9 protein-coding genes and 1 tRNA gene are annotated in these 12,352 nt (G+C 57.5%); 6 read left to right on the top strand and 4 right to left on the bottom strand.

What is annotated here, in order from left to right:
- Positions 1-123 precede the first annotated feature (123 nt).
- The gene (locus tag KP699_RS15155; RefSeq protein WP_215763214.1) at positions 124-2,121 is read left to right on the top strand and encodes a potassium transporter Kup; all 1,998 of its coding nucleotides are present in this window, start codon (positions 124-126) and stop codon (positions 2,119-2,121) included.
- Positions 2,122-2,207: 86 nt separating this feature from the next.
- A complete protein-coding gene (gene hemW / locus KP699_RS15150) occupies positions 2,208-3,347 on the top strand; it encodes a radical SAM family heme chaperone HemW (RefSeq protein WP_215763216.1) in 1,140 nt (379 codons plus the stop codon).
- On the opposite strand, the gene KP699_RS15145 is transcribed toward hemW, so the two are convergent.
- Positions 3,342-3,527, bottom strand: a complete 186-nt coding sequence (locus KP699_RS15145; RefSeq protein WP_215763213.1) for a hypothetical protein — start codon at positions 3,525-3,527, stop codon at positions 3,342-3,344. The genes hemW and KP699_RS15145 overlap by 6 nt on opposite strands.
- Positions 3,528-3,622: 95 nt before the next feature.
- On the bottom strand, positions 3,623-3,778 hold the full coding sequence (locus KP699_RS15140) for a hypothetical protein (protein WP_215763212.1): 156 nt from the start codon (positions 3,776-3,778) through the stop codon (positions 3,623-3,625).
- Between the two features lie 101 nt (positions 3,779-3,879).
- On the opposite strand from KP699_RS15140, the gene KP699_RS15135 reads away from it, so the two are divergent.
- Together KP699_RS15135 and KP699_RS15130 are read left to right on the top strand one after the other, a co-directional pair.
- Positions 3,880-5,007, top strand: a complete 1,128-nt coding sequence (locus tag KP699_RS15135; RefSeq protein WP_212359458.1) for a nucleoside hydrolase — start codon at positions 3,880-3,882, stop codon at positions 5,005-5,007.
- 211 nt (positions 5,008-5,218) lie between these two features.
- A complete protein-coding gene (locus KP699_RS15130; RefSeq protein ID WP_215763211.1) occupies positions 5,219-5,647 on the top strand; it encodes a DUF1489 family protein in 429 nt (142 codons plus the stop codon).
- A gap of 61 nt (positions 5,648-5,708) precedes the next feature.
- Here KP699_RS15130 and KP699_RS15125 read toward each other — a convergent pair whose 3' ends face one another.
- On the bottom strand, positions 5,709-8,720 hold the full coding sequence (locus tag KP699_RS15125; protein ID WP_252347126.1) for a TonB-dependent receptor domain-containing protein: 3,012 nt from the start codon (positions 8,718-8,720) through the stop codon (positions 5,709-5,711).
- 366 nt (positions 8,721-9,086) lie between these two features.
- On the opposite strand from KP699_RS15125, the gene KP699_RS15120 reads away from it, so the two are divergent.
- Complete coding sequence (locus KP699_RS15120; RefSeq protein WP_215763210.1) at positions 9,087-11,222, top strand: M3 family metallopeptidase; 2,136 nt, start codon at positions 9,087-9,089, stop codon at positions 11,220-11,222.
- A 53-nt stretch (positions 11,223-11,275) separates the two neighbouring features.
- Here the strand turns inward: KP699_RS15120 and KP699_RS15115 are convergent, their stop codons facing one another.
- Positions 11,276-11,701, bottom strand: a complete 426-nt coding sequence (locus KP699_RS15115) for a hypothetical protein (RefSeq protein ID WP_249212418.1) — start codon at positions 11,699-11,701, stop codon at positions 11,276-11,278.
- 367 nt (positions 11,702-12,068) lie between these two features.
- On the opposite strand from KP699_RS15115, the gene KP699_RS15110 reads away from it, so the two are divergent.
- A tRNA-Glu gene (locus KP699_RS15110) sits at positions 12,069-12,144 on the top strand.
- The last annotated feature ends 208 nt before the right edge of the window (positions 12,145-12,352 follow it).

Here is a 12,352-nt window from a genome sequence, read left to right as displayed (position 1 = left end):
AGATGTGTATAAGAGACAGCCCCCTGACGCATCCCGGCCACAAACCTTGCAATCCCCCGGCCTCTCCCCCTATGCAAACGCCGGGACCCTTTTCCCCACGAGCGACGTGGAGCCAGAACTGACATGACAGACCCCGCCACTACCCCCGGAACAGACCCGCAGTCTGGCGCCCAGCCCCATGCCGCAGCACAGCCTGCCAGCACTCCGGCTGAAAAACCGCAGATTACCGAGTTTGACGCCGACCAGCCGCAACATGCCGCAGCGCCCGTGGGCTTTGCTGCCCTGCTGGGCGTGCTGGGCGTTGTGTACGGGGATATCGGGACCAGCCCGCTTTATGCCTTCCGCTCCACAGTGGAAGTCATTTCCGGGCACCATACTGTCGCGCCGTGGGAAATTATGGGGGTCGCCAGTCTTATTTTCTGGACGCTGATCCTTATTGTTACGGTCAAATACGTCATTCTGATCATGCGGGCCGACCATAATGGTGAGGGTGGTATTCTCGCCATCATGTCCCTCGCGCAGCGTATGGCCACCAGCCCTAAAGCGCGATGGGGGCTGGGGCTTGTGGGGATTGTCGGGGCCTGTCTGTTCTTTGGGGATGGTATCATCACCCCCGCTGTTTCCGTGCTTTCAGCCATTGAGGGGGTGGAAGTCAGCGTGCCTGCTGCGCATGACTTCGTGATCCCGGTTGCCGTGCTGGTTATTATCAGCCTGTTCAGCGTGCAGTGGATCGGCACAGGCAAGGTCGGCACCATTTTCGGGCCGATCATGCTGCTCTGGTTCGGCACCATCGGCGGGCTGGGCGTCCTGCAAATCCTGCATCATCCCGCTATTCTGACAGCCCTTTCCCCGTCCTACGCGCTGGAATTCGTGTTTTATCACGGCAAGCTGTCATTCCTCGCTCTTGGGTCTGTGGTGCTGTGCGTCACCGGGGCGGAAGCGCTCTATGCCGATATGGGCCATTTTGGCCGCGCTCCCATCCGCTACGCATGGCTGTTTTTTGTGCTGCCCATGCTGGTGCTGAACTATTTCGGGCAGGCCGCACTGGTCATTGCAGACCCTAAAGCTCTGGCAAACCCGTTCTTCCTGATGTGCCCGCACTGGATGCAGGGGCCGATGGTGGTGCTGTCCACCTTTGCCACCGTTATTGCCAGTCAGGCCGGGATTTCCGGCGGCTTTTCCATCTGCCGCCAGCTTATCCAGCTTGGCTACATGCCGCGCCTGCGCATTACCCACACCAATGCGGAAGAAGAAGGCCAGATCTATCTGCCGGACTTTAACCGCTTTCTGGCGATCGGCGCGGTGCTGCTGGTGGTGGCCTTCCGCAGTTCCGATGCCCTAGCCTCCGCTTACGGCATTGCGGTCACAGGCACCTTCATCTGCACCTCAGTGCTGGCCATTGTGGTTTTCCGCAAGCACTTCAACTGGCCGGCATGGCAGGTGGGGGCCGTGTTTGGCAGCTTCCTCGCACTGGATGCCATTTTCTTTGCCGCCAACGCGTTGAAAATTCCGGATGGCGGCTGGGTGCCGGTCCTGCTGGGCTGCGTGCTGACCTTGATGATGACGACGTGGAAAAAGGGCCGTGGCCTGATTGTCGCCCGTCAGCGGCAAGACAGCCTGCCTATGGGGTCCTTTATTGCGCGCCTGCCGCAGTCCCGCATTATCCGCGTGCCGGGCATGGCCGTGTTCATGACGGGCACGCCGGACTTTGTGCCGCCGTGCCTGCTGCATAACCTCCGCCATAACAAGATCCTGCATGACCACGTGCTGTTTGTGACCGTGCAGAACCTTGACCAGCCGGAAGCCAACCGCGGGCACCGTGTCGCGGTGGAAGAACTGGCCCCCAATATCTACCGTGTCATTCTGCGCTACGGCTTTATGGAAATGCCGAACATCCCACGCGCACTGGAAGACCTGAAATCCAACGGGGTCGATTTTGACGCCCTTCAGGCCTCCTACTTTACCTCGCGTGAGCTGATCACCCGCTCCTCCGTGCCGCGTATCTCACACTGGCGGATGTCCCTGTTCCTGTTCATGGCGCGCAACTCCACCTCCAGTATGGAATTCTTCCGTATCCCGCCGGACCGCGTTGTGCAGCTTGGCGTGAAGGTGGCCATCTGAGCCGCGTGTTTTCCACCGCTCCCGCTTCCGGCGCACCCGGCCTTCAGGCCACCGGTCAGACTTCCGGCGCGGCCTCTGCCGAGCCGCTGGCCCTCTACATCCACTGGCCATTCTGTCTGGCCAAATGCCCGTACTGTGACTTCAATTCCCACGTGCGGGAACGGATGCCGGAAGCCCGGTTTGCCGCCGCCCTCCGCATGGAACTGGCGCATGAGGCCGCACGGCTGGGCCGCCGCAAACTGGGCTCCATTTTTTTTGGCGGGGGCACGCCCTCCCTCATGACACCGGAAAGCGTGGCGGCCCTGATTGCCGATGCCACAACCCTGTTCGACCCGCTGCCCGAGCTTGAAATCACACTGGAAGCCAACCCGACCAGTGTGGAATCCGGCCGCCTGAGCGCCTTCCGACAGGCGGGTGTGAACCGGGTTTCTCTGGGTATTCAGGCGCTGGATGATGCCGCGTTACGTTTTCTGGGCCGTGAACATTCAGCAAAGCAGGCGCTCGCCGCACTGGAAATTGCACGCGGCCTGTTCCCGCGCATTACGTTTGACCTGATTTACGCCCGCCCCGACCAGACTTTAGCCGACTGGCAGGCCGAGCTGGATACCGCCCTGACGCTGGTCGCGGACCATGTCTCCCTCTATCAGCTCACCATTGAACCCGGCACAAAGTTTGAAGCCCTGTACCGCACCGGCGCGTTCACCCTGCCGGATGAAGACGCCGCCGCCCGTCTGTATCAGGAAACTGCCGAGGTCACAGCCCGGCACGGGCTGGCAGGCTATGAAGTGTCCAACTATGCCCGCCCCGGCAGTGAAAGCCGCCATAACCTGACCTACTGGCGCTATGGTGATTATCTTGGGATTGGCCCCGGCGCGCACGGCCGCATCACGCAGGGCGACGCGCTGTTTGCCACCCGCCGCCACCGTGCGCCGGAACCGTGGGCGGATCTGGTAGAACGCACCGGCACCGGCCAGACCTCGCAAGAGGCGCTGGACGCAACCGACCGCGCGCGGGAAATGCTGCTGATGGGCCTGCGCGTGACGGAAGGTGTCAACGCGCCTCGCTTTACCGCGCGCACCGGCCTGAACCTGCGCGACGCGCTCGACCCGGTCATTCTGGAAGCCGCCCTTGAGGAAGGCTATCTGGAGCAAACACCCGACACGCTACGCGCCACCGCCGAGGGCCGCCTGCGGCTGGAAGCCCTGCTGGGTGCCCTAGTGTTATAGGCTGTCCTGCTGTTTTTTGATCCGCACGTCATGCAGCACAAGACTCTGCGATACTAAAATCACCAGAGCGGTCCAGAAAAACAGATCAAAGATACAGGCGAACTGCTGATACACAATGCTGCCCGCCAGACAGACCAGACACAGACTGGAAAGACACAAAGACCATTGATATCTGGACATTACCCGTTCCTGTAACGCACTCGCCTTTATTGTCAGACTGCACTGACTTTCCGTTCCTGCAAAGCCCGCAGTCTCTCTGTCTCTTTCTCCGCTCTTCACGACAGGTCAGAGCAGGACGAAATGCGGCGCAGGTGCAGCATCAGCATCAGCATCAGCATCAGCATCAGCATCAGCATCAGCATCAGCATCAGCATCAGCATCAGCATCAGCATCAGCATCAGCCGGTAACCCGCTCTTCTTTCGCGTGCCAATTAAATTTCTGCACCGCCATATTTCCTTACAACCCGGTTTAACGATACGGTTGCGGTCTGTTACCCGACCGGGTGCCTATCTTAACCAACCGAGGCTTTTCATGCGCCAGCGCCCCTTGTCCCGCCGCCCTTCGTCTCATGGCTCCTGTCTGCGGCTGACCTCCGCTCTTGCCGCTACACTTGCCGTGCTCTGCGCCGCCCCCCATGCCCGTGCGGACGAAAAGGCGGACGGTCCGGAACTGGTGATTGAAGACAATGACTTTCTCGGGCCGGGCGGGTCAGACATCCAGTCCACCATTCCGCTGCTGGCCAACCCGCACATCAAGGTTCTGGGCTTTACGGTTTGCGCCGGGGACGACTGGGAAAATGCGGAATCCGCGCATCTGCGCCGCTTTCTGGAAATTGCGCACCATGAAGACATCCCGGTTGCTGATGGCGCGGTCACGCCGCTGATCAACACCGTGGAGCTCATGCGCCTGCGGGAGCAGCAATATGGCGCCATTCCGTGGAAAGGCGCGTGGGGTGGCCCCGGCTCCATGGCCAAAGTACCTTCCAGCCAGCCGCCGCTCCCCAAATTTACGGAAGGCGCCCCAAAAACGCCGGCCATTGCGGAACCCGCCGCTATGTTCCTGATCCGCATGGTGCATGCGCACCCGCATCAGGTCACCATTTTTGAGGCTGGCCCCATGACCAATCTGGCACTGGCCATCCGTCTGGACCCGACCTTTGCCGCCACTGCCAAACAGCTTGTGTTCATGGGTGGGCTGATTGACACCAATATGATGTCCATTACCGGCAGTGCGAATTTCGCGTCTGATTTCAACATGATTTTTGATCCGGAAGCCGCGCATATCACGCTGACCGCCGCATGGCCGTCCATCACGGTTGTCGGGAATGTCTCTAACGACATCATGATGACAAAACCCTACATGGCCCGCATTGCCAGCAAGAACACGCCTGTCACCAGCTATATGAGCCGCAACTTCTCCCCGCTCCCCCTGTGGGATGAAATGGCCGCAGCCATCGCAGCCGATCCATCCCTCGTGAAACAGTCCGTCAAAGCCTATATGGATGTGGAAACCACCAAAGGCTACAGCTATGGCCACGCCCATGTCTGGCCCAAAGACCTCGCCCCCGTCGCCATGGGCGTGCGGGAAGTCACGCTGGTGCAGAAAATTGACGCCGAAAAATTTCAGGAAACCTTCGTGAAGCAAGCGCAGAGTCTGTAACGCTCCGCTTCTTCATCTGGCAGGGTGACGCGCAAGCTCTACCCCCTGCCAGACGCCCCCTGCTGATGACTTCTCCCAATCGGTCTCACATTGGAAGACTACAGCAAGCCGGGCTCTACCTGACGTAAAAGGCTGATGACTCAGCTATCCCCATACCGCCTTTGGGCCGCCAGATTTTCAAAATCTACGCAACTTGCTGTAGGCTGGCAGCATGCTCAACCTCATCAAACTGGTTGTCGGCGTCAGTTCGGCTGAAGAACTGGCAGAACGGCAGAAAGACCCGCACAATACCCGGAAACATCCGCAACACAGTGCGCGGCTGCCGGTGGTGCATACCCGCACCTTCCCACGCCAGAGTGAGGAAATCCTGCAGGGGGGGTCTCTCTATCGGGTGATCAGCGGTCTGATCCAATGCCGCCAGCAGGTGCTGGACCTGCAAACAGAAACCCGGGCAGACGGCACGCAGGGCACGCTCATCCTGCTCTCTCCGGAGATCATCCGGGTTGAACCGCGCGCCATGCGGCCGTTTCAGGGATGGCGCTACCTGAAACCGGCCGACGCCCCACCGGACCTGACGAACACGCGACACACCAGCCTGCCGCCCCACTTACAAAAAGAACTGATGCTGCTGGGTCTTTAAAAAAGGCATAAAAAAACCCCTTCTTTTGAAGGGGTTTTTCTCATTCCGCTAACCGGAAAGCTTAGAAATTCACACCAGCCTGCAACAGGAAGGAACGACCAGCATACCAGCCACCATAGGTGGAATCGTTACTGTTACTGGACGTGTTCACCAGGAACGGAGGCTGCTTATCAGCCAGGTTCTGGATTTCAAACTGGAAGTTCCAGCGCTTCAGGTTGTAGTTGAACGTCAGATCCTGCAGCACCATAGCCGGGGTTTTAACGCGGCCATAACCTTGAGATTTGTAGATAGTGTTGGTGCCATCGTTCCAGTGCATCCCACTCATATACTGCATCATGTAGGTTACACTGAAGTTGTTGTGGTGCCAGGTCAGCGTCGCATAGTCACGCACGGTCGGATTGGATGTGCCCTGAGACTGATACGTGATGGAGCCAAGATAGTTGTAGTGCGGGCCATTAGGAACCATCTGCTGCTTGTAACTGACCAAACGCTGGAAGTTGTTTTCCACCATAAACCAGTCTGCATCCGTCACGCGGAACCGGTAGCTGAGATCCCAGTCCACACCGCTGGTGGTCAGGCTGCCAAGGTTAGCGTTAAGCGCAGAGACGGTATTGATCTGGCCACTGGCTGAACGCGTGATATTGCTGCACATGCTCGGGTCACTGCCAGTGTAGCATCCATCAAGCACATACTGCGTACTCAGTGCGCTAATGCTGTGTGACACGCTGTAATGCCAGAAAGATGCACTGGTGCTCAGACCAGGGATCCAGTGAGGCGTAAAGGTTGCCCCGAAGGTGTAGGTACGGCCAATTTCCGGCTGCAGTTTGGCGTTACCCCCGTTAAGGGTTGCTACCTGACCTGACCCACCCTGCTGGAAGTTTGCAGGATTAATGCCCTGCTTCATGCAGTTCGCCATGACAGTACTCTGACGCCCACCGTAGTTAGTGATCTGCGTCATGTCGCATGGGTCGTTGGCACCATTATAGCTCATGAGCGTGCCACCATACAGCTCAGACACGCTGGGCTGACGGAAAGACGTGCCCAGTGTACCACGGAAAGCCACGTCACGAGTGGGTGACCAGTTGATACCGGCTTTCCAGTTATAGGTCGTGCCAAAGGTGTTGTAGCTGGAAAAACGCCCCTGCCCGTCGATAGACAGGTTTTTAGCAAACGGTACGTTGTGCAGCAGCGTCAGATTACCTTCAAGATACGCTTCAGACACATTGAAGCCACCGCCGGTTGGCAACACTGTGTTCGTCAGTGAGCCACCCTGCGCAATAAGCGGATCCGGGTGGTAGCTCATCTGCTCACCACGATGTTCCATGCCCAGAGCGATACCGAGGTCACCGCCACCTTTATAAGGCATATGCACGACATGATCGTTATGAATGCGCGCATTGAAGTCACGCATAGTGTATTGTGAGTGATCGTGCTCAGTATAGTTGGCGTATTGTGCTGCTTCTGGTGACAGAGGCCCCAATGCGCTTGACTGAACGCAGCCTGCGTAACCAACGCAGGAATTGGGGTTATACGTCAGGAGGGTGTTGGAATCGCCAGGTGTTACGGCATCCAGACCCCATTCCCGCATCAGCTTGTTATAGTCACCCACGCCAGAAGTCTGGAAGCTGGACATGGTGGAACCAAAGGTGAAGGATGCATCATACATCCAGCCTGCGATGATTTCACCATTTGCGCCGACCTTGGCGGTCAGGCTGTCAACCGCGCTTTCAGACTTACGCGTACCAAATTCCGCCATACGCCGATACAGGTAAGCCGGGTTATCCGGATCATTATAAATATCACCTGCTGTGTTACCGGGGTAACCCGTCGGCAGGTATATTGTGCTGGGCAAATCAGACGGAGCAACACTACCCATTGCAGGGATGGGAGCCATCTGTGTCCAGGATGTCTTGTGGCTGTACATCACGTTGGAATACAACGTAAAATGCTTGCTGAAGTCATAATGTGCATCGCCCATCAGGCTCGCATTTTGCGTGTTATTCAGTAGAGAGGTATCTTTATTGTAGTTATACCGGCTGGATTTGCTGTAAGGGCTCGAACCACCTGCGCTATTACCATTATAGATCGGATTTCCGTCGGGCGAAAAAACTGTCCCACTGGTAGAGATAACCGAACCGAAGCCCGGATTCATCCCGTTAGATGTCTGTGGGTTACGAGACCAGGCCCGATCCTTCATCATGACGCCACCCACGGTGTCATACTGCCCCATGAGCGTGATGTTACCGCGGTCATGATCAAAATTCCAACCTTTGTAGGCAGAAATCAAACCAGTTTTATTATCACCACGCTGAGTGATATCTCCACGCACGTTAATTGCGCCAGTGTTAATATCATGACGCATCTTGATGTTGATCACACCAGACACGGCATCAGCACCGTACAGTTCCGAGCCACCATCTTTCAGAATTTCGATAGACTGAATTGCCATCACGGGGATGGTATTCATATCCACACAGGAACCACCACTCATCCCGGTCTGTGTGACGCGCTTACCATCAATCAGCACCAGAACCCGGCTACTACCGAGGTTACGAAGGTCCACACAGCCAACGCCGTCGCCACCGTTTGTATCAGCATTGCCTGTGCCACTGGAACCAATGGACGGCATACGCTGCAGGAAGTCTCCCACATTGGTAATGCCGGTCTGCTGAATTTCTCTGGACGTGATGATCTGCACAGGGTTCGGGCTGGTGTTACGGCCCTGACGCAGATAGGAGCCCGTAACTTCCACAGTCTCAGTCCCACCAGCGGCAGAGGCTCCTGCACCACGTGCCTGCTGAATAGTTCTGGCAGAAGACGGTGCCTGCCCGACGTTCTGCTTACGGACCGTCTGCGGAGCAAGCGTCTGGGTGCTGGGCTTCTGCGCCGTGGCCTTACCGGCGCGCACTTTATGAACGCTGACCTTTTTAGGGGCTGCGGCCCGTGTTTCGGACGACGGGCTGGTAACAGCAGCCTGCGCCAGAACAGGAGCACCCGCAGCAAAAACCGGCAATGCATAAAGGAGGGAGAAAGAAAGCGGCAGGCGCTTCTTTCTGCGATCAGTATGAGACATAGGGGCTTCCCGCAAGATGTGACATTTTAATGACGTATCGTGTCACCGGATTAGGAAACCCCCCGGCGCATGTCACGCTTAAATTTCGATATGAAAACCTTTTCTCAGATCATGCGGCAATTTAAACACACCACTATCGTAACGATATCACTTTGTGTCTTAAATTGACTCGTGAACGAACAAAAATATCTTCTGAATCAATGTTTTCTTTCCGAAAAGAAAAATCATTCTGATAGCATTCTTTCTGTGACCCGGATGCCACAGAGCTTTCTTGACTCGCCCGTCTCCCCCCTCCTAACCGTGAAGACCCTACCCTTTTGCGCGGCAGGCCTCTGGCGCGCTGCGGGGCTTTTAAGGAGAGTTTGAATGACCCGTCGTCCCTGGCTTTACGCCGCAACAGCCGCCACCTGTCTGGCAGGCTGGAGTGCTGTTGCCACCGCCGCAACGCTGCCGGCCTCCAACCCGTTTGCCGCAGAAAGCACTCTGCCCTATCACGCCCCCCGTTTTGATCTGATCAAGGATGCAGACTACCAGCCCGCGCTGGAGCAGGGCATGGCCGAACAGGCCGAAGAAATGGACCGAATCGCCAATAGTTCAGAACCGGCGACATTCGAGAACACCATTGCCGCCATGGAGCGTTCAGGCCGCCTGCTGGATCGCACGCTGGAAACCTTCAGCGGTGTCTACTCCGCCAACACCAATCCGGTTCTGGATAAGGTGCAGGAAGTGGTGGGGCCGAAACTGTCCGCGCATCAGGACAGCATTTTCCTCAACCCGAAGCTCTTCGCACGCGTACAGTACCTGCACGCCCGCAAAGCCACACTGGGGCTGAACGCAGAGCAGAAGCAGGCTCTGGATGTCTATTACCAGAACTTCGTGCAGGCCGGCGCGCAACTGTCTGATGGTGACAAGGCAAAACTGCGGGACCTCAATACCCGCCTGTCAAAGCTGGAAACCGTATTCCAGCAGAAGCTGCTGGCTGGCACCAAAGCCTCTGCCCTGATTGTGTCAGATAAAGCAAAACTGGCCGGATTGGATGATGCCGCCATCACGGCAGCCCTGACCGCCGCCAAAGAGCGCAAGCTTGACGGCAAATGGCTTCTGCCGTTGCAGAACACCACGCAGCAGCCCGCTCTGGAAAACCTGACTGACCGTGAAACCCGTCAGGCCCTGTTTGAACAGTCCTGGACCCGCGTTGAAAAAGGCGGTGATGGCGATACGCGTGACACCATTGCCACCATCGCCCAGCTCCGCGCCCAGAAAGCTGCCCTGTTTGGCTACAAGAACTATGCCGCTTATGTGCTGGCGGACCAGATGGCTAAAACGCCGGAAGCCGTCCACAGCTTTATTGCGCAGATCGTCCCGGCTCTTGCCGCGGAACAGAAGCGTGAAGCGGCTGACATTCAGGCCACCATCACCAAAAGCGGCGCGTCCTTCCAGCTCAAGCCGTGGGACTGGTCCTACTATGCCGGGCAGGTGCGCAAGGCCCGTCTGAACTTTGATGAAAATCAGGTCAAACCGTATTTCGAGCTGAACACGGTTCTGCAGGATGGCGTGTTTTTTGCGGCCAACCGCCTGTATGGCATCACCTTCAAGCGCCGGACGGATATCCCGACCTACAACCCGGATGTCATGGTGTTTGAAGTGTTTGATAAGGACGGGTCCGAACTCGGCCTGATCTATTTCGATTACTTCCAGCGGGACAACAAGAACGGCGGCGCATGGATGTCCAACTTTGTGGGGCAGTCTGCTCTGCTGGGCACAAAGCCGGTTGTGTATAACGTCGGCAACTTCACCAAACCGGCACAGGGCGAACCCGCGCTGATCAGTTTTGATGATGTGACCACCATGTTCCACGAATTCGGGCATGCCCTGCACGGCCTGTTTGCCAAGCAGACCTACCCGATTATCTCTGGCACCTCCGTGGCGCGGGACTTTGTGGAATTTCCCTCACAGTTTAACGAACACTGGGCGCTGAACGCCACGGTGCTGGCCCACTATGCCCGCCACTATAAAACCGGCGCGCCTATGCCAGCCAGTCTGGTGGCGCTGCTGAAAAAAGCCGCCACCTTTAATCAGGGGTATCGTCTGGGTGAAGTCGTCAGTGCGGCGGAACTCGACATGGACTGGCACAGCCTTGGAGCCGATGCGCCAAAGCAGGATGTGGATGTCTTTGAAAAATCCGCTCTGGGCAAAATGGGGCTAGAGACCGATCTGGTGCCGCCGCGCTACCGCTCCAGCTACTTCCTGCACATCTGGTCCAATGGCTATTCAGCAGGCTACTACGCCTATCTGTGGACGGAAATGCTGGATGATGACACGTTCGCATGGTTCGAGAAAAACGGCGGCCTGACACGCAAGAATGGCGAGCGCTTCCGTGACATGATTCTCTCCCGCGGTCATACGCAGGATTACGGCCCGATGTTCCGTGCTTTTTATGGCAAGGACCCGGATATTGGCCCGATGCTGACGTTCCGTGGCCTGAACGGCTCCAAGAACTAACACTCCATTCGTCAGGTGCCTTCGGGCACCGAGCGGACCGTGACAAACGGCGGTTATTCTGCGCTCTGCGGGATAATCGCCGTTCCTGTATAGGGCCCTTCGCAAAACGTGACGTGCCCCAGTGTCAGGTCACACCGCGCATAGCCTCCCCCACCCTGCCGGATAACCGCGCGCCCTGTGTAAAGCCCGGCACAAAACCGTGCCGAGCCGAGTGTCACATCGCACAGATGATACTCCCCATCCTCCGGCAACACGGCCTGCCCGGTATAGGGCGCTCCACAAAAAGCCGGACGCCCTGCTGTGAGGTCACACCGGGCAATGTGATCAGGCACCGCCCTGTGCGTCGCAGAAGCCTCTCCCGGCGCAGCCTGCACGCTACTGGCCCCAGCGCAGCCCCAGCCAGAGAGAACGCACACCAGAAGGCGCATAATAGCCAACCACCCATGCCCCGCACGTTCTCTGCGTTCACACTGCTGCATGCAGCCCTCCCCATGTTAGAGGCTCATACCGGCCCCACAAAGCGAGGCCCGCACCGACACACCACACCGATCTGCCCCTCTCGACCAGCGACCAGCGACCAGCGACCAGCGACCAGCGACCAGCGACCAGCGACCAGCGACCAGCGACCAGCGACCAGCGACCAGCGACCAGCGACCAGCGACCAGCGACCAGCGCAGATCCTGACTTATCCTACGTCAGTCAACACCCCACTGAGATAAAAAGCGACACGTTCTCTGGCTTTTTTGCGGTGCGATATCCGCCCTCATAAAAAAAATCAAAAAAACCAAAAAACTTCCTTGACGCCCCCTGAAAACCCCTCTAGATCAAGGCCCAACGCAGCCTCTTGTCCCGTTCGTCTAGAGGCCTAGGACACTGCCCTTTCACGGCGGCAACACGGGTTCGAATCCCGTACGGGACGCCAATCTTTCCAATGACTTAGAGTTTTGGTCGCGGAATGATTGACTGCTTTTGGGCCCACCTTGGGCCCATCGCCAAAAAAAAGACGATAAGCACATGGTCCCAATGGGCCCATGAAAAGGCTATGCTGGGCCCAAGCGAGGCTCACCATGAAAGATCGAATCACTTCTGCTAAAATTGATCCGGCGACAGGCCGTCCGCTCCCGGCCGGA

Origin of the sequence: Acetobacter sp. P1H12_c (genome assembly GCF_018811975.1) — a bacterium.
GTDB classification, from domain to species: domain Bacteria; phylum Pseudomonadota; class Alphaproteobacteria; order Acetobacterales; family Acetobacteraceae; genus Acetobacter; species Acetobacter persici.
This window is presented reverse-complemented; position numbering and strand designations above follow the sequence as displayed.

Bases quoted from the DNA above. Each gene is read 5' to 3' on its own strand.
- KP699_RS15155 (WP_215763214.1), top strand. From the start codon at position 124: ATGACAGACCCCGCCACTACCCCCGGAACAGACCCGCAGTCTGGCGCC.
- KP699_RS15145 (WP_215763213.1), bottom strand. From the start codon at position 3,527: ATGTCCAGATATCAATGGTCTTTGTGTCTTTCCAGTCTGTGTCTGGTC.
- KP699_RS15135 (WP_212359458.1), top strand. From the start codon at position 3,880: ATGCGCCAGCGCCCCTTGTCCCGCCGCCCTTCGTCTCATGGCTCCTGT.
- KP699_RS15130 (WP_215763211.1), top strand. From the start codon at position 5,219: ATGCTCAACCTCATCAAACTGGTTGTCGGCGTCAGTTCGGCTGAAGAA.
- KP699_RS15125 (WP_252347126.1), bottom strand. From the start codon at position 8,720: ATGTCTCATACTGATCGCAGAAAGAAGCGCCTGCCGCTTTCTTTCTCC.
- KP699_RS15120 (WP_215763210.1), top strand. From the start codon at position 9,087: ATGACCCGTCGTCCCTGGCTTTACGCCGCAACAGCCGCCACCTGTCTG.
- KP699_RS15115 (WP_249212418.1), bottom strand. From the start codon at position 11,701: ATGCAGCAGTGTGAACGCAGAGAACGTGCGGGGCATGGGTGGTTGGCT.